The sequence below is a fragment of the Xanthomonas euvesicatoria pv. euvesicatoria genome (assembly GCF_020880415.1).
In the GTDB taxonomy this organism is placed as follows: domain Bacteria; phylum Pseudomonadota; class Gammaproteobacteria; order Xanthomonadales; family Xanthomonadaceae; genus Xanthomonas; species Xanthomonas euvesicatoria.
On the sequence record NZ_JAJIUJ010000111.1, the window covers coordinates 1 to 17,229 of the forward strand.

Below are 17,229 nucleotides of genomic sequence, written 5' to 3' on the forward strand. Positions count from 1 at the left end.
TGCGGTCGCCTCAGGCTGCCGGGGCGCGGCAGAAGGTGGACGGGTTGGAGGTGCAGTAGGAGACGGCAATTCACTCGCCCGGCGCGCAGCGGCGCGGTGGGGACTACGGTCGCCTCAGGCTGCTGGGGCGGCCCAACATACGCAGGAGTCTGCCCTGGCGGAGGAACTTATCCTCCTTCAACGCGCCACGCCTCCGCTGCAGGACGTTGACCCCCTACTGCTCCTGTGCAACGCAACCAGGCGTCCGCACACCTGGGGCATTGCAGGCAATAAAACTGCTGATGCACTGGCATCAAGTATTCTCATCCAGGCGCAAAGATGCAGTCGCAAACGCACAGCCAACGCCGCGCACCGCTTCAGAACGCGCCACGCCCCGCTCTCGCATGACCACAGTGGAGACAGCCACTGACAAGGCAACGCATGGACACGAATTTCTGGTTGGAACGTTGGCAGCTGGGACACACCGGCTTTCATCAGCAAGAGGTATTGCCGCTGCTGCAAAAGCACTGGCACGCACTGGATCTGCCGAAGGAAGCGCGCGTGCTGGTGCCCCTGTGCGGCAAGACGCTGGACATGCATTGGCTGGCGGCGCAAGGCCATCGCGTGCTTGGCGTGGAGCTGTCGCCGCTGGCGGTGACGCAATTCTTCGATGAGGCGGGCCTTCAACCGCAGCGTCACAGCAGCGCTGCTGGCGAGCATTTCATCGCCGGCCCGATCGAGATCATCTGCGGCGATGCATTCGCGCTGGACGCCAGCGCGCTGGCCGACTGCACGGCCGTCTACGACCGCGCCGCACTGGTCGCGCTACCGGCCGAACTGCGCCAGCATTACCTGCAAACGGTCTACGCGCCGTTGCCCACACACTGCCACGGCCTGCTGATCACCCTGGAATATCCGCAGGCTGAAAAGGCCGGCCCGCCGTTCTCGGTGGACGCAACGCACGTGCATGCACTTTTCGATTCCGCCTGGCAGGTAGACCAGCTGGAACACCGCGACATCCTCGATCAGGAACCACGCTTCCGCGATGAAGGCGTCACCGGGTTATCGACGGCTGTCTATCGCCTGCAAGGCCGCTGAAACGGCCGTCGGGCGCTGCACGCCCATCACGTGGCAATTGCATGTCTGCATGCGGCAAGCGTGGGTGGCGGATCAGGACAGCGCGGCATTGCGCCATGCGGTCGTTCTGCAGCAAAACGCGACAAAACGGAATCCTGCAGCCAGCTGCAGGAGTGGCAGGCAGGCCGCACAGACCATCGTGGGAATGGCCAGGCACGCGTATTCCATGCCGAGCCGGTTCACGCTGCGTCAGCCAGCCAAGCGACTGCGCAGCGTCGTTGCCGACTCAACCGGCGACGTGGCCCTTGTCGATCTTGGAGGTCTGATACAACTCCAGTCCGATGCGCTTGATCAGGCCAAGCTGCTGCTCCAGCCACCACGCATGATCTTCTTCGGTGTCCTGCAGCTGCTTGAGCAGCACATCGCGGCTGACATAGTCGCCATGTTCTTCGCACAGCTTCATGCCGGCAGCGAGCGCAGCGCGCACTTCGTACTCGACCACCAGGTCGCGCTCCAGCATTTCGACCACGGTCTTGCCCGGGGTGAATTCGGCCGGGCGCATGTCCGGGTCGCCTTCCAGGAACAGGATGCGCCGCAGCAACGCGTCGGCGTGCTCGGTCTCCTCTTCCATTTCATGGTTGATGCGCTCGTACAGCGCCATCAGACCCTGATCCTCGTACCGGCGCGAATGCAGGAAATATTGATCGCGCGCCGCCAATTCGCCGCGCAGCAGCTGCTTGAGGTAATCGACGACTTCGGGATGGCCTTTCATGGTGTGCTCCAGCGACGCAATGCGCGCATGGTGCCCTAAGCCGCCGGGCAATGATCTAATCGGAATCACTTTCAGTTGCGCTTGCGGCCGGACCCGCCACGGTCATGTCCGCCGGCCACACTTCACCGGGGTCCAAGGAACCGACAATGCGTAAATGGCTGGGCCGGCTGCTGCTGGGAATCGTGTTGCTGGTCCTGGCGGCCAGCCTGGGGCTGTATCTGTTGATGCGCGGCAGCCTGCCGCAGTTGGACGGCGACAGCGCGCTCAGCGGCCTGGCTGCGCCGGTCAGCGTGCAGCGCGACCGGCTGGGCGTGGTCACCATCGATGCAGCAAACCAGCTCGATGCGATGCGCGCGCTCGGCTACGTGCATGCGCAGGAACGCTATTTCGAGATGGATCTGATGCGCCGCGCACCGGCCGGCGAGTTGTCCGAGCTGTTTGGCGCCAAGGCCGTGGACCTGGACAAGCGCAACCGCGTGCATCGCCTGCGTGCCCGCGTGCAGGCCAGCCTGGACATCGCCACCAGCAGCCAGCACGCTGCATTGCAAGCCTATACCGATGGCGTCAACGCAGGACTGGCGGCACTGCGCGTACGGCCCTGGCCCTATCTGCTGCTGCGCCAGACACCGCGCGCATGGACGCTGGACGACTCCATCCTCACCGGCCTTGCGATGTACGCGGACCTGCAGGACAGCGATAACCAGACCGAGCTGGCCGCCGCGCGCATCCGTGCCGTGGTGCCGCCTGCGCTGGCGGCACTGCTCGACCACCAGGGCTCCAGTTGGGACGCGCCGTTGTTCGGGGAGCCGCAGGGCGATGCCAGCTTGCCGGATGCGACCACGCTGGATCTACGGCGTCTACAGCATCGGCCTGCCGCGCCCCACGCGGAAACGCCGACACCGGGCAGCAACAACTTCGCGGTAGACGGCAGCCTCACCGCCGACGGCCGCGCCATCGTTGCCGACGACATGCATCTGGGCCTGCGCGCGCCCAATATCTGGTTCCGCGCACGCCTGCGCTATGCAGACAGCAATGCGCCCGAGGGCAAGGTGGATGTCACCGGATTCACCCTGCCGGGTTTGCCGGCGGTGGTCGTGGGCAGCAATGGGCACGTGGCTTGGGCATTTACCAACAGCTATATCGACACCGCGGATTTCGCGCGCATTCCTGCACCCACGCCGGGTCACCCGCAAGCACTGACCAGGCATGTGGAAACCATCCGCGTGGCGGGCGCAGCGCCGGTGCAGTTCGAGTTCCGCGAAGCGGCGTGGGGACCGCTGCTGCACGTCAACGCCGACGGCAGCGCGCTGGCATTGCGCTGGGTGGCGCAGTTGCCCGGTGCGATCCGGTTGGACTTCGCTCAGATGAGCACGGCGGGCGATCTGCAGGCGGCGTTCGCGGTGGCCGACCGCTCCGGCATTCCGGCGCAGAACCTGCTGCTTGCCGATCGCAGCGGGCGCATCGCCTGGCGGCTGATCGGCGCGCGCCCCGCCCGCAATGCCGGGTGCGGCCCGAGCGGGATTGCCGAACTGGCGACATCGACGCCCGTCCCTGAGGCAGCATCCGGCGCACCTGCAGAACCGGCTGCAGCGCCGATGTCGGGCACCTGCCTGCCATGGTCGCTGCGCAGCGATGCTGCGCCTGCGTTGATCGATCCGCCGTCGCACCGGCTCTGGACCGCCAACAACCGTATCGTCGATGCGCAGCAACTGGCCACGCTTGGCAACGCAGGTTACGACCTTGGCACGCGTGCCCAGCAAATTCGCGATGATCTTTTCGCAAAGCAGCGCTTCAACGAACGCGATCTGCTCGCCATCCAGCTCGACGATCGCGCCGTGCTGCTTACGCGCTGGTGGCAACTGCTGCGTAGCGTGGTCGAGCACAGCAAGGACCCGGCACTGCAACAGATTGCACATGCCAGGCGCGACTGGGACGGGCACGCATCGACTGGCTCGGCCAGCTATCGCATCGTGCGCGAATTCCGCAACAAGACCATCGAAGCGGTGGAAGCCGGCCTGTTGGCCCCGGCAAAAGCCGCACTTGGCGAGGAGTTCCTGCCGCCGCGTCGCGCGCAACTGGAGGGCGTCGTTTGGCCGTTGCTGCAACAGCGCCCGGCCCACCTGTTACCGCCCACCGCCGCAAGCTGGGACCAGTTGCTCGACGATGCTGCGCGCAGTGCGCAGTCAGAGGTGATTGCAGAAGACGCACAAAGCGAACCGCGCGGCCAGCACACCTGGGGCCAGCGCAACACCGCTGCCATCTGCCACCCCATCGCGCGTGCCCTGCCCGCCCTGGCCAAGCGCTGGCTCTGCATGCCGCCCGATCAACTGCCGGGCGACCGCGACATGCCGCGTGTGCAAGGCCCGGCCTTTGGCGCCTCCGAGCGCATGGTGGTTTCGCCCGGCCACGAGCAGGACGGCATCGTGCACATGCCCGGCGGCCAGAGCGGCCACCCGCTCTCGCCGTTCTGGGGCGCAGGGCACGACGATTGGGTGCATGGCAGACCCACACCATTCTTGCCCACTGCCACGCGGTACACGCTGCAATTGCATCCGCAGTAACAGCGGGCGGCAACGCGGCTGCGCAGCGTCCAGCGAAGCAGGACGAGACGTCACAGCATCGCCGCTTCAGGCGCCTCTCCCCTCGGGAGAGGGGGTGGGGTGAGGGTACGGCCATCAGCACGATTGGACGAGTGCGTGATGTGCCCCTGCGCGCGCCCATCAGGCTTCGCACGTACCCTCATCCGCCCTTCGGGCACCTTCTCACCTGTGTAGCAGGACAATATTCCGGAAGGAGAGGGGAAGCTGCGCACTCATGCCTCCATTTCCGGGCTCCGCATCTTCGCGTCGCATGTCTGCATCCGCACAGGTGCGCGCGCATCTGCCACCAAACAGGGTGCCCAACGCCCGGCGACCTCCGTGATCAAGCAAACACATCATGCTAAAATGCATTTGATAACCATTCCCATTAGTGACCAATGCGCCCCACGCTTCTTGTCACCGCGCTCGCCGCTGCGCTCGCTCTGCACACCCTGCCCGCCTTCGCTCAACACACCACCACGCCAGCCGTGACCGAGCTGGATGGCGTGGATGTCATCGGCCGTGCGCAGACGCTCTACAAGTCCGAAGACGCAGCTGTTGCCACGCGCACCGATACCCCGCTGGCACTGGTGCCGCAGTCGGTGCAGGTGCTGCCGCGCGAGTTGATCGACGACCAGGCTGCGCGGCAGATCACCGATCTGTATCGCAGCATCAGTGGCATCAGCTTCTTCAGCTATGCCGGTGTGACCTTGCGCGGTTTCCGCCAGGAAAACGTGCTGTACGACGGCCTGCGTGGCGACCCGTATGCCGGGTTCTCGGTGCCGCAGCTGTTCAACATCGAGCGTGTGGAAGTGCTCAAGGGTCCAGCCGGTGCGCTGTACGGCGGTGGCGAACCCGGGGGTGTGATCAACTATGTCACGCGCAAACCCGCTCATCAGGCGGCGCGACGCATCGAGCTGCAGCTGGGCAATCAATCCTTCGGTGCAGCCTCGTTCGAGGCCACCGGCCCTGCGCGCGCAGATGGCCGCATCCGGTACCGCATCGGCGCCTATGCCGATGGCGAAGACGGGTTTCGTTGGAATACCGACAGCCAGAGCCAGATCGGCGATGCGTCGGTGGCCTTCGATCTGGGCGATACCGGCGAGCTCACCCTGCAATACACCGACATCACCCAAAACCTGGGCGGCAACCGCCTACGTGGCGTGCCGGTGGATAACGCCGGCAACTTCCTCACCGACCGGCGCTGGAACCACAACGAACCCACAGATTTCCTGGACATGCGCGCCAAGGTGGCGCTTGCGCAATATCGGTTTGCGCCGTCCAGCGCGTGGGAGGTGGACATGGCGCTGCGCTGGTTCAAGAACCAGGAGCATCAGATCTATCACGAGCCAATGGGGTTGATCGACCGCGATCGCGACGGCACCGCCGAGTGGATGACCCGGCAGCTGCGCAATCAATACCGCGACAACGATGCGATCTCCAGCAACGTCAACGCGATATTCCGCACCAGTACCGGGGCAATCGACCACACGTTGCTGATGGGCGCGGACTACTATCGCCTGGACGCGGATTTCCGCGCGCAAACCGCCAACACCGCCGACACCGGACGCGTACGTGGCCCGGTGCCCGGCATCAATCTGTTCAACCCGGTGTACGGCCGCAGCGGCTTCTACGACTAGGGCTTGGATGCCCTGCCCTGGCGCGCCACCAGCACGCGCAGTCAACGCTACGGTGCATATCTGCAGGACGAACTCACGCTGACGCCGCGCTGGTATGCAATGGCCGGGCTACGCTGGGACGGCTTCAAGGACGACGACCTGCTGACTGGTTCGCGCGTCACCGGCAACGATCGCAGTTGGCGCGTCGGCAGCACCGTCGTGTTACGCGACGGCATCAATGCCTACGCAAGCTATGCCAGCGGCTTCCTGCCGCAGGACGCGGCCAATCAGGACAGCAGCGTGGGCGGCCCGTTCGCACCGGAACGCAGCACCCAATGGGAAGTGGGCCTGAAGACTGCGCTCAACGATGGCGGACTCACCCTCAACACGGCGCTGTATCGCATCGAGCGTAGCAACATCGTGCAGGCGAACGGGCGCGTCGTCGACGGCGTCAATCAACTCTCCGCGCTTGGCTTGGTGCGTAGCGAAGGGCTGGAAGTCGACCTACTGGCCGACCTGACCGAACGCTGGGTGCTCAATCTCACTTATGCCTACAACGATGCACGCGTGCTCGATGCCGGCACCAACGGCATCACCAATGCCTCTGGCGATCGCTTCGCCAATGCACCGCGCAACACTTTTGGCTTGTGGACACGCTACGACCTGCCCGCTTGGCGCTCGGCGATCGCCTTCGGTGCCGACTACGTGGGCGAACGCGTCAGCCTGGATGGGCAACGCGTCAAACCGTACGCCATCTACGACATCAGCTGGCAGACGCAATGGAACGCGTGGAAGCTGCAGATCAACATCAAGAACCTGTTCGACAAGGTGTATGCAGTGAGCGGTTTCAATACGCGCGCCGGGCACTTCCCCGGCGAGCCGCGTCGCCTTTACGCGCAGTTGGCCTACAGCTTCTGACCAGCGCGCAGCGGATCGGTGGCGCGCCGCCGGCCCGCTGCGACGGCAACGCAAACAGCACAGCGTGCCTGCGGCCGCCACGCGCTCAAGACACGTGTTTCTCCTGTTTGGAACGACAAACCGCGTCTGGCTCGGTGTGCAAGTTGCATGCGCAAAACGCCTGGAAACGGCCGCAGCCTTCGCTTGAAGGCGCGAAGACGTTCGACGCAAGACGAATCGCACGCTGACAACATAGCGTGCGCAATGTGATGCAGGTCAGCCAAGCCGACCGTGCGGTGTGCTCAAGGCAGCCTCGACTGCGGCAACGTAATGAACCTGCGCCGAATCGAGCGGCTGCGCATGGGCTGGAACTTAACGTTCGGTGGGACACACTAGAGCCCGTCGCGAATGTGGAGTCTTGCTCCGCACATCGCCCTACTTCCCCCACTGACCGGAATCCGCATGCCTTTGCTTGCCCGCTCCGTTTCCGCCCTGTTGCCACTGATGTTTGCGACTGCCTGCACGGCAGCGCCGCCAGCCAAATACGGCCCGCCGGATGCGCCCGTGGCTGCATGCACTGCCAAGGTACGTCCTGGCCAGGACCTGCAGAAAGCCATCGACAAACTGCCGCAAAGCGACAAACCCACGGTACTTTGCCTGGAAAAGGGCGAGTTCCCGCTCAACGGCTTGGTGTCGATCCATCGCGGCAACTTCACCTTGCGCGGCCAGGGTCCCAGCACCGTCGTGCGCATGGCCGACGGCGTGCAGCAGCCGGTGCTGGTGGTTGGCGATTACGAAAACCAGCAGCCCACCGGCGTGATCCGCAACGTCAGCATCGAAGACATGCAGATCGTAGCGAGCACAGGCGACAAGGAGTTCATGCCCGAGCGCCCCTACCTGAGCAACAGCGCAGTGGTGGTGCGGTCCGGGCAAGGCATCCGGCTTGCAGGCCTGCAGGTCAACAAGTGCCGCAGCGCGTGCCTGCTGAGCGAGTACGACACCCGCGAGATCACCATCGAAAACAACGATGTGTCCGGCGCAATCTGGGACGGCGTCTCGTTCAACCGCACCGCCAAGGTCACGATGGTCAACAACTACATCCACGACAACGTGGCCGCCGGCTTGACCACCGAACACCTGGAAGACAGCGAGATCCGCAACAACCGTTTCGAGCGCAACGGCAGCCAGGGCATCTATCTCTCCGATGCGCGTCGCAATCGCTTCAGCAACAATCAATTCGACGGCAACAAGGTGGCCGGCGTGTTTCTGGCCTGCGCGATTCGTTATCGCACACCGGAAATTTTGTGCTGGGACAACAGCATGAGCCAGGACAACGTGTTCGAGAACAACCGTTTCGCCAACACGCCATTTACCTACACCATCGGCGTGGACCGCGCGGCCAACTGCACGTCGGCCGACTTCAAGCCGAACCTATGGCGCAACAACCAGGCCGACATGGCCGGTGTGGATATCGATCCGCAGCGCTATGGGTACTGCGTGCGTCACGAGCAATAAGACGCGCCGATCAACACAGCGGCCGGCCGTGCAGCGATGCATGCCGGCCGCTGCAGTGAATGCAGCCTTATGAAGCCAGCGCCTGCGCGTGCACCCCGGCAATCGCGCGGCCCGATGGGTCGGCCATCGCGGCAAAACTCGCATCCCAGGCAATCGCCGTTGGCGACGAACAGGCAATCGACTTGCCGCCCGGCACGGTTTCCGCCGCCGCCTGACCGGGGAAAAACTGCTCGAACAAGCTGCGATAGAAATACGCCTCCTTGGTCTGCGGCGGGTTGACCGGGTAGCGCCGGTCGGCGGCGGCCAGTTCGCGGTCGCTCACCTGCGCCTGCGCATGCGCCTTCAGCCCGTCGATCCAGCCGTAGCCCACGCCGTCACTGAACTGCTCTTTCTGACGCCACAGGATCGATTCGGGCAGATAGCCGGCAAATGCCTCGCGCAGTACGCCCTTCTCCATGCGCGCTGCCCCACCGCTGGTCTTGTCGATCATCTTGAACCTGGCATCCATGCGCATCGCCACATCCAGGAATTCGCGGTCCAGGAACGGCACGCGTGGCTCTACGCCCCAGGCCATCATCGACTTGTTCGCGCGCAGGCAATCGTAGTTGTTGAGCGCGTCGAGCTTGCGGACCAGCTCTTCGTGGAATTCGCGCGCGTTCGGCGCCTTATGGAAATACAGGTAGCCGCCGAAGATCTCGTCGCTGCCTTCGCCGGAAAGCACCATCTTGACGCCCATTGCCTTGATCCGCCGCGCCAGCAAGAACATCGGCGTGGAGGCGCGAATGGTGGTGACGTCATAGGTTTCGATGTGGCGAATGACGTCGGGCAATGCATCCAGACCTTCGTCGAAGGTGTATTCGAAGCCGTGATGCACGGTGCCGAGCGCCGCGGCGGCCACTTCGGCGGCGGCCAGATCCGGCGAGCCTTTCAAGCCGATCGCGAACGAGTGCAGGCGCGGCCACCAGGCTTCGGTGGTGTCGTTTTCTTCGATGCGGTGACGGGCATAGCGCGCGGCAACGGCCGCAACCAGCGAAGAATCCAGTCCACCGGACAGCAGCACACCGTACGGCACATCGGTCATGAGCTGACGGTGCACGGCGCGCTCGAATGCTTCGCGCAATTCCTGTAGTTGCACCTGTACACCTTCCACCGCGTCATAGTGGCGCCAGGCGCGCTCGTAGTAACGGCTCAGTGCGCCGGTGGCGCTGTCGTACCAATGGCCCGGCGGAAACTGCGCTGCATCGGCGCAGTCGTCCACCAGCGATTTCAGTTCCGAGGCCACACGCAAACGGCCTTCGCGGTCGTGTCCCCAGTACAGCGGCACCACGCCGATCGGGTCGCGCGCGATGATGACGCGCCCTTCCGTCTTGTCCCAAAGCGCGAATGCAAAGATGCCGTTGAGGCGGTTGAGATAGGAGGCCGGCGTATCTTCGCGATACAGCGCATTGATCACCTCGCAATCGGAGCCGGTCTGGAATGCGTACGGCTGCAGCAGCTCCGCCTTGAGTTCGCGGTGGTTGTAGATCTCGCCATTGACCGCCAAGGCGAGCTGCCCGTCATCGGAGAGCAACGGTTGCGAGCCTCCGGCCGGATCGACGATGGCCAGGCGCTCGTGCACCAGGATGGCACCGGTATCGACGTAGACGCCGCTCCAGTCGGGCCCGCGGTGACGCTGCCGCTGCGAACATTCCAGCGCCTGCCGGCGCAGCGCCTGCAGGTCGTCACCGGGTTGCAGGCCGAAAATACCGAAGATGGAACACATGGAAACTCTCCTGAAGAACTGCGGGGGGTGGCGGCCGGGTGAGAGCGTGCTGCATGGATTGACGCCCATAAAAAAACCCGCATCGGCCGATGCGGGTTTTTCTGGTTCCTGGGCGCTTGGTGGACGTCGCCTAGTCGCAGACCCGCATCGGCCGCGCACGATTATTCGCGCGCAGATTGTTGCGGTTGGCGTTATTGAGGTTGGCGAGGCGAAGGACCATGTCGGCGACGCTAACGGTTCGGTGGTACCGGCGCAACTGTTTCAGTGGCAACGACGGCGTCTGCGTGGCCCGCTCACTCGACCAGCAGGCGCTCGATCAACGTGCGGTACAGCGCCGGTAGCGCCTGCAGGTCGGCGACGCGCACATGCTCGTCGACCTGGTGGATGCTGGCATTGACCGGGCCCACTTCGATGCATTGCGCACCCAGTGGCGCAATGAACCGCGCGTCGGAGGTGCCGCCCCCGGTGCTTTCTTCCGGCGGCGCACCGGCGAACTCCCCCAGGACCTCACGCGCGACGCTGCGCAACCGCCCTTCCGGGGTATAGAACGGCTCGCCGCTGCGGTGCCAGCGCAGCGTGTAGTCCAGCGCATGCCGATCGAGCAGCGCGGTGATTTCGGCTTCCAGGCGCGGCGCGTCCCAGTGCGGCGTATAGCGCAGATTGAAGGCCACCTGCAGCTCGCCAGGAATCACGTTATTGGCGCCGGTGCCGGCGTGGATGTTGGAAAGTTGCAGGCTGGTGGGCGGAAAGCTTTCGAAGCCGTCGTCCCATTGCCGCGCCACCAGTTCGGCCAGCGCAGGCGCTGCCAGATGGATGGGGTTGCGCGCCTTGTGCGGATACGCCACATGCCCCTGCACACCCTTCACGGTCAACGTGCCGGACAGGCTGCCGCGACGGCCCACGCGCAACAGATCGCCCAGGCGCTCGGTGGACGACGGTTCGCCGGTGATGCACCAGTCGATCGTTTGCCCGCGTTCGCGAAACACCTCGGCAACCCGGCGCACGCCATCGATGGCATCGCCCTCTTCGTCCGAGGTCAACAGCACCGCCAGCGTGCCGGAGTGCGTTGGGTGTGCAGCGACGAATTGCTCTGCGGCGACCACGAAGGCGGCCACGCTGCCTTTCATGTCCGCTGCACCACGCCCATACAACACGCCGTCGCGGATCTGCGGATCGAACGGGTCGCTGGTCCACGCCTCGCGCGGGCCCGGCGGCACCACATCGGTATGCCCGAGCAACACCAGCACCGGCGCACCGCTGCCATGGGTTGCCCACAGATTCTCGACCTCGCCAAGGCGCAAGTGCTCGCAGCCGAAGCCGGCTGCGCGCAGGCGCTGCGCAATCGCGGCCTGGCAACCGGCATCTGCCGGCGTTACCGAGGCACGTGCAATGAGGTCACAGGTCAACTCCAGCACATCGCTCATGAAACGTCACCGCAGTAGGGCCGCAGCGCGGCGTTGATGGAGGGATCGTGTCTGCATCGATCGGCGTGGCTTGAACGCACTTGCAGTGGTGGAAGCTAACCGGTTTGCAGGCAGTCGTCGCGTCATTGCCGGCGCGAGGTCGAACGGCTTGCCCGGCCGATGAGCGCGCGATCAACATGCGAGACATCACGTATCACGACGATATCGGTAACACCGTCCGCAGCACCATCGAAAACCGCAGTCGCTTAGCCAACGCCGAATAGCTTCTTGAAGCCGTTGTCGGAAAAGCCCTGATGCAGCGCGCCCTCGTCGGTGATGACAAGCGGCCGCCGGATCAGCTGCGGGTACTCGCGCAGCAACAGCTTCCATTCGGCCGCACTGCCCGCCGCCTTGCGGTTGTCCGGCAACTGCCGCCAGGTGGTCGAAGACTTGTTGATCAACACATCGAATCCACCGACCTGCTGCGCCCACGCCGCCAGAGTCTCCGGCTCCGGCTTGTGATCGCGGTAGTCGACAAACGTATACGCCACACCAACACGATCCAGCCACTTGGCGGCTTTCTTGCAGGTATCGCAGTTTTTGAGTCCGTAGAGCGTGGTCATGCGAAATATCCCAAAAGGCGGTGTGCAGAGCCCCTCACTTCTCGAAAGGGGGTGCGATAAAACTGCGTGCAACGCGACCGGCAGGCGATCTCACAAGCGCGGCTGGACGCGCGTGTCATCGCAGCGGCCGAGAGTGCCAAAGGCACACCCTCGACCGGCGCTGCGCGTCATCTGTTGCCGCTGCGAAGCGGATTAATCCGCCAGACCACGCAACAGTTCGTTGACGCTGGTCTTGCTGCGCGTCTTGGCGTCCACCTGCTTGACGATCACCGCGCAATACAGCGAGTGCGAGCCGTCCTTGGAGGGCAGCTGCCCGGACACCACCACGCTGTACGGCGGCACATAGCCATAGGAAATCTCGCCGGTCGCGCGGTTGTAGATGCGTGTGCTCTGGCCGATGAACACGCCCATGCCGATCACGCTGTGGTGCCCGATGACCACGCCTTCCACCACTTCCGAGCGTGCGCCGATAAAGCAGTGATCTTCGATGATGGTGGAGCTGGCCTGCAGCGGTTCGAGCACGCCGCCGATGCCGGCGCCGCCGGACAAATGGCAGTGCTTGCCGATCTGCGCGCACGACCCCACGGTGGCCCAGGTATCGACCATGGTGCCTTCACCGACATAGGCGCCGATGTTGGTGAAACTCGGCATCAGCACCACGTCCTTGCCGAAGTAACTGCCGCGACGCGCCACCGCACCCGGCACCACGCGCACGCCGGCCTTGCGGAATTCGGCTTCATGGAAGCCGGCAAAGCGCGATTCCACCTTGTCCCAGAACGGCGCCGGCTGCGCTTCGATCACCGCCATCTCGTTGACGCGGAAATACAGCAACACCGCTTTTTTCAGCCACTCGTTGACGGTCCAGCCGCCCTGTCCGTCCGGCTCGGCGACGCGAAACTGCCCGCTTTCCAGTCCGTCGATCACGCGATTGACAATGGCACGGGTGGAACCGTCGATCTCGTCCATGGTCAGCGTGGCGCGCCGTTCGAATGCGCTTTCGATGCCCAGTTTGAGTTCGTCGCTGCCGACCTGCGTTGCGGCGCTGTGCACGGCCTGCTCTGCAATCGGCAGCTTCTTTGCCGCCGCAGCCTTCTTTGCGGCCGGTGCAGCAACCACCTTGGTCGGCTGCTTGGCCACGCGCGGTGCAGCGGACGTCGCGGACTTGCCGCCAGTCTTCCTTGCAGCGGTTTTCGGGCTTGCCGCATCAGATGCAGCAGCCTTTTTGCCGACAGCGCCAGCTGCCGCGCCCTGTTTACCGACGCCAGCGCCTGGCTTGGAAGCGGCAACAGCCGGCACCTTGGCGGCCTTGGCCGTTGCACTCGCGCGCTTGGACGCTGCGGTGGGGGTGGTCGCGCTCTGCTTGCGCGCGGTCTTCTTGCTGGTGGCCATGGGGGTCTCCGGAGTTGCTAGCTAGACAGGGTCAAGGCAGGCGCACAGCGCATCGCGCAAGGCCTGCCGGGCGGATTCGGACAACGGGCGGTCATGCTCGTCGGTGATCTGGAACTGGTCTTCGGCACGCTCGCCGAAGGTGGCGATACGCGCGTCGTGCACGCGCAGGTGCTGCATGCGCAACACGTGCGCGACATCGGCGAGCAGGCCGGGGCGGTCGGGTGCGACCAGACTGATGCGGGTGCGGCGGCCGCCGGCGCTTTCGCTGAATTCCACCCGCGGTGCGAAGCGGAAATGGCGCAACTGGCGCGGCACTGCGCGGCGCGCCGGGCGCACCTTGTGCAGATCGCCTGCCAACACCTGACGCAGCGTTGCCGCCAGCCGCTGCGGGTCGCCGTCGGCATAGGTCTCCTGCGGCAACACTTCGAACACGTCGAAGATCGCATCGTGTGGCGCATCCAGCACACGTGCGCGATGGATGCCGTAGCCCTTGCGATCGAGCGTGGCCACGATGGCCGCAAACAGCCCATCGCGGTCCGGCGAATACACGAACACTTCCAGTGCGTCGTTGTCCGGCACCGCGCGACGCGCCTTGACCAGGGTCTGGCCGATCTCCACTTCGATCAGCGAGGCCGCCTGCCAAGCCAATTGCTCGGGACGGAAGCGCAGGAAATTCTCGTCCGGCATGCCGGCGAACTGCCGGTCGATGGTGACGTCATCGTGCCCCTGCGCCTGCATCAAGGTACGCGCCGATTCGCGCGCTTCGCGTAGCCGTTCCTCACGCGGCGGCGGGTGTTCCAGGCCTTCGCGCAACGCGCGACGCGCGGCGAAATACAGATCCGCCAACAGCCGGTCTTTCCAGGCGTTCCACAGCTTGGGACTGGTGCCGGCAATATCGGCGCAGGTGAGCAGGTACAGATAGTCCAGACGCTCACGTGTGCCCACCAACGTCGCAAAACGGTGAATTACCTCCGGGTCGGAAATGTCCTGCTTCTGCGCGGTGACCGACATGCGCAAGTGCTGCTCCACCAGCCAGGTCACCAGCTCGGTATCGCCTTCGCTCAAGCGATGCGCCAGGCAGAACGCGCGCGCATCCACCGCGCCCAGTTCCGAATGATCGCCGCCGCGGCCCTTGGCGATGTCGTGGAACAGGCCCGCCAGCAACAGCAGTTCCGGCTTGCGCAGACGCGGCCAGACTTCATGCGCGATGGAGAAACGCTCGTCGGCACGGCCGGCGGCAAACAGCGCGATGTTCCGCAGCACCATCAAGGTGTGCTGGTCCACCGTGTAGACATGGAACAGGTCGAACTGCATGCGCCCGGAAACGCTGGCGAATGCCGGAATCCACTGGCCCAGCACGCCCAGCCGCGCCATGCGATTGAGCGTTTCCACCGCACGCGGGCCGCGCAGCAACGCCATGAAGCGTTCCCGGGCCGTTGCATCGGCAATGTCGTACGCCGGCAGATCGCGCAGGACCTCGGCCAGCGCGCGCGCGGTCAGCGAATGCAGTCCGCGCACCTCGCGATGCGCGGCCCATTGCGCAAACAGCGCGAACACCTGCAGCACATCGCCGTCCGGCCAGCTCTCGGCGTCGGCAGCCAGATAGCCGCGGCGCAGGCTGAAGCCGCCGCCCAGCGGCTCCGGCGTCGCTTCGCCATCGAACTGTTCTTCGAAGCGCTGCAACAAGCGGTCGCTGATGCGGCGGATCAGTGCAGCGCTGCGATAAAAGCGCTGCATCATTTTTTCCACGCCCAGGCTTTCCGGGTCGTCGGCGAACCCCAACCGTTCGGCCAGGGTCTTTTGGTAATCGAACCGCAGGCGCTCTTCCGGCCGGTTGGCCACGATGTGCAGACCGAAACGCAGACGGGCAAGTTCTTCGCGCTCGCGACGCAACGCGGCGGCCTCGTCGAAGCCGACATGGCCCAGCCCGACCAGGGCCTCCAGGTCCTTGACCCCGAACGCGCGCAAGGCCATCCAGCCCAGCGTCTGCAGATCGCGCAGACCGCCGGGGCCGTCCTTGATATCCGGCTCGAGATTATCGGCGGTGTCGCCGAAGCGCTGATGGCGCGCCAGCAATTCCTCGCGCTTGGCCTGGAAGAAATCGCGCGGCGGCCACACCTGCGGCGGCGCGATCGCCGTGGCCAGCGCAGCACGCGCCTGGCCGTCGGCCACCAGTGCGCGCGATTCGATCAAGGCAGTGAGCACGGTCTGGTCCGCCGCCGCAGCGGTGCACTGCGCTGGCGAGCGCACCGCGTGACTGATCGGCAAGCCCACATCCCACAGCAGCGCGAACAAGCGTGCCAGGGCCTGCTCGTGCTGCTGTTGCGCGGCGGTGTCGCCCAGCACCAGCACATCAACGTCCGAGCGCGGAAACAGTTCGCCGCGCCCATAGCCGCCGACCGCATGCAGCGACAAACCGCTGTCGGCCGGAATACAGCGCATCCAGGCATTGCGCATCAATTGGTCGACAGCGCGTGCGCGCAGCGCGACCAGACGCTCGATCGGCTCGCCCTGATCGAAGCGTTTGCACAGGCGCATGTCCGCATGCACCAGCAGCGGACGGGCCTGCGCGGCCCAGTCCGCGTCGCCGGCGACGCCCGGGTCGGGTCGCTCCGCCGGCGTGTCGGTCATACCGGCGCGGGCGAATTGGCCGACAGCGTCAACACATCCACGCCGTCTTCGGTCACCGCAACCATGTGCTCCCACTGCGCAGACAACTTGCGGTCCTTGGTGACCACGGTCCAGCCGTCCGGCAGCGTCTTATGGTGATAGGTGCCTTCGTTGATCATCGGCTCGATGGTGAAGGTCATGCCCGGCTTGAGCACCAGCCCTTCGCCCGGACGGCCGTAATGCATGACCTGCGGCTCGTCGTGATACACCTTGCCGATGCCGTGGCCGCAGTAATCGCGTACCACGCTGAAGCGCTCGGCTTCGGCGAACTTCTGGATGGCATGGCCCACATCGCCCAGCGTGGCGCCCGGCTTGACCGCCCGGATGCCGCGCCACATCGCTTCATATGTCGTTTCGACCAAGCGCTTGGCCATCACCGACGGGGTGCCGACGTAGTACATGCGGCTGGTGTCGCCGTGCCAGCCGTCCTTGATGACGGTGACGTCGATATTGACGATGTCGCCGTCCTTCAACACCTTGGCTGCACTCGGGATGCCGTGACAGATCACGTTGTTGACCGAGGTACACACGCTCTTGGGGAAGCCGCGATAGCCGACATTGGCGGGGATGGTGCCCTGCACGTTGACGATGTGGTCATGGCAGATGCGGTCCAGCTCGGCAGTGGTCACGCCCGGCTTCACGTGCGGCGCCACCACATCGAGCACCTCGGCGGCCAAGCGGCCGGCGACACGCATCAGTTCGATTTCTTCTTTGGTTTTCAGATTGACGCTCATGGCCACGATTATCGCCGATCCGGGCTGAATCTGAACGACCAGCGCACGCGCTTTTTTGCGGACGCAACGACTGGCCTCAAGCGGACCGCACAGCGGAAAACCGGCGCAGCCGCCTATTCATGCGTGACGCCGTGCACACGGCGTCAAAAAACACCTTAACGAAGTCATCCATAGGACATCGCACTTTTGCCAATAAAGCGAGTCAGGACA

At 64.7% G+C, this 17,229-nt stretch carries 10 protein-coding genes and 1 pseudogene; 4 read left to right on the plus strand and 7 right to left on the minus strand.

All coding sequences use genetic code 11. From position 1 onward, the window contains the following. The first annotated feature begins 420 nt into the window (after positions 1-420). The gene (locus LN450_RS18950; RefSeq protein WP_011346909.1) at positions 421-1,077 is read left to right on the plus strand and encodes a thiopurine S-methyltransferase; all 657 of its coding nucleotides are present in this window, start codon (positions 421-423) and stop codon (positions 1,075-1,077) included. A gap of 265 nt (positions 1,078-1,342) precedes the next feature. Here the strand turns inward: LN450_RS18950 and bfr are convergent, their stop codons facing one another. Further along, complete coding sequence (gene bfr / locus LN450_RS18955) at positions 1,343-1,828, minus strand: bacterioferritin (RefSeq protein ID WP_003485327.1); 486 nt, start codon at positions 1,826-1,828, stop codon at positions 1,343-1,345. 146 nt (positions 1,829-1,974) lie between these two features. On the opposite strand from bfr, the gene LN450_RS18960 reads away from it, so the two are divergent. The 3 genes and pseudogenes from LN450_RS18960 (at position 1,975) to hpaM (ending at position 8,438) form a co-directional block, all read left to right on the plus strand. Beyond that, a complete protein-coding gene (locus LN450_RS18960) occupies positions 1,975-4,389 on the plus strand; it encodes a penicillin acylase family protein (RefSeq protein ID WP_011346908.1) in 2,415 nt (804 codons plus the stop codon). 416 nt (positions 4,390-4,805) lie between these two features. After that, positions 4,806-6,944, plus strand: a pseudogene (locus LN450_RS18965) (TonB-dependent siderophore receptor). Between the two features lie 441 nt (positions 6,945-7,385). Next, positions 7,386-8,438, plus strand: coding sequence for a type III secretion-associated outer membrane-bound protein HpaM (gene hpaM / locus LN450_RS18970; RefSeq protein WP_039417292.1), 1,053 nt, complete (start codon positions 7,386-7,388; stop codon positions 8,436-8,438). A 67-nt stretch (positions 8,439-8,505) separates the two neighbouring features. Here hpaM and asnB read toward each other — a convergent pair whose 3' ends face one another. The 6 genes from asnB to map form a co-directional block, all read right to left on the minus strand. Then, complete coding sequence (gene asnB, locus LN450_RS18975; protein WP_011346904.1) at positions 8,506-10,200, minus strand: asparagine synthase B; 1,695 nt, start codon at positions 10,198-10,200, stop codon at positions 8,506-8,508. A gap of 293 nt (positions 10,201-10,493) precedes the next feature. Further along, positions 10,494-11,624 carry a succinyl-diaminopimelate desuccinylase gene (gene dapE, locus LN450_RS18980; protein WP_011346903.1) on the minus strand — a complete coding sequence of 377 codons (1,131 nt, stop codon included), beginning with the start codon at positions 11,622-11,624 and terminating at the stop codon, positions 10,494-10,496. Between the two features lie 245 nt (positions 11,625-11,869). After that, positions 11,870-12,226, minus strand: coding sequence for an arsenate reductase (locus LN450_RS18985; protein WP_011346902.1), 357 nt, complete (start codon positions 12,224-12,226; stop codon positions 11,870-11,872). A 192-nt stretch (positions 12,227-12,418) separates the two neighbouring features. Then, positions 12,419-13,615 carry a 2,3,4,5-tetrahydropyridine-2,6-dicarboxylate N-succinyltransferase gene (gene dapD / locus LN450_RS18990; RefSeq protein WP_039417293.1) on the minus strand — a complete coding sequence of 399 codons (1,197 nt, stop codon included), beginning with the start codon at positions 13,613-13,615 and terminating at the stop codon, positions 12,419-12,421. A gap of 21 nt (positions 13,616-13,636) precedes the next feature. Further along, positions 13,637-16,246: a [protein-PII] uridylyltransferase gene (locus tag LN450_RS18995; RefSeq protein WP_008576698.1), complete on the minus strand. Its 2,610-nt coding sequence runs from the start codon at positions 16,244-16,246 to the stop codon at positions 13,637-13,639. Further along, complete coding sequence (map, locus tag LN450_RS19000) at positions 16,243-17,019, minus strand: type I methionyl aminopeptidase (protein ID WP_008576697.1); 777 nt, start codon at positions 17,017-17,019, stop codon at positions 16,243-16,245. The genes LN450_RS18995 and map overlap by 4 nt, the downstream gene beginning before the upstream one ends. Positions 17,020-17,229 lie beyond the last annotated feature (210 nt).

Bases quoted from the DNA above. Each gene is read 5' to 3' on its own strand.
- LN450_RS18950 (WP_011346909.1), top strand. From the start codon at position 421: ATGGACACGAATTTCTGGTTGGAACGTTGGCAGCTGGGACACACCGGC.
- bfr (WP_003485327.1), bottom strand. From the start codon at position 1,828: ATGAAAGGCCATCCCGAAGTCGTCGATTACCTCAAGCAGCTGCTGCGC.
- LN450_RS18960 (WP_011346908.1), top strand. From the start codon at position 1,975: ATGCGTAAATGGCTGGGCCGGCTGCTGCTGGGAATCGTGTTGCTGGTC.
- hpaM (WP_039417292.1), top strand. From the start codon at position 7,386: ATGCCTTTGCTTGCCCGCTCCGTTTCCGCCCTGTTGCCACTGATGTTT.
- asnB (WP_011346904.1), bottom strand. From the start codon at position 10,200: ATGTGTTCCATCTTCGGTATTTTCGGCCTGCAACCCGGTGACGACCTG.
- dapE (WP_011346903.1), bottom strand. From the start codon at position 11,624: ATGAGCGATGTGCTGGAGTTGACCTGTGACCTCATTGCACGTGCCTCG.
- LN450_RS18985 (WP_011346902.1), bottom strand. From the start codon at position 12,226: ATGACCACGCTCTACGGACTCAAAAACTGCGATACCTGCAAGAAAGCC.
- dapD (WP_039417293.1), bottom strand. From the start codon at position 13,615: ATGGCCACCAGCAAGAAGACCGCGCGCAAGCAGAGCGCGACCACCCCC.
- LN450_RS18995 (WP_008576698.1), bottom strand. From the start codon at position 16,246: ATGACCGACACGCCGGCGGAGCGACCCGACCCGGGCGTCGCCGGCGAC.
- map (WP_008576697.1), bottom strand. From the start codon at position 17,019: ATGAGCGTCAATCTGAAAACCAAAGAAGAAATCGAACTGATGCGTGTC.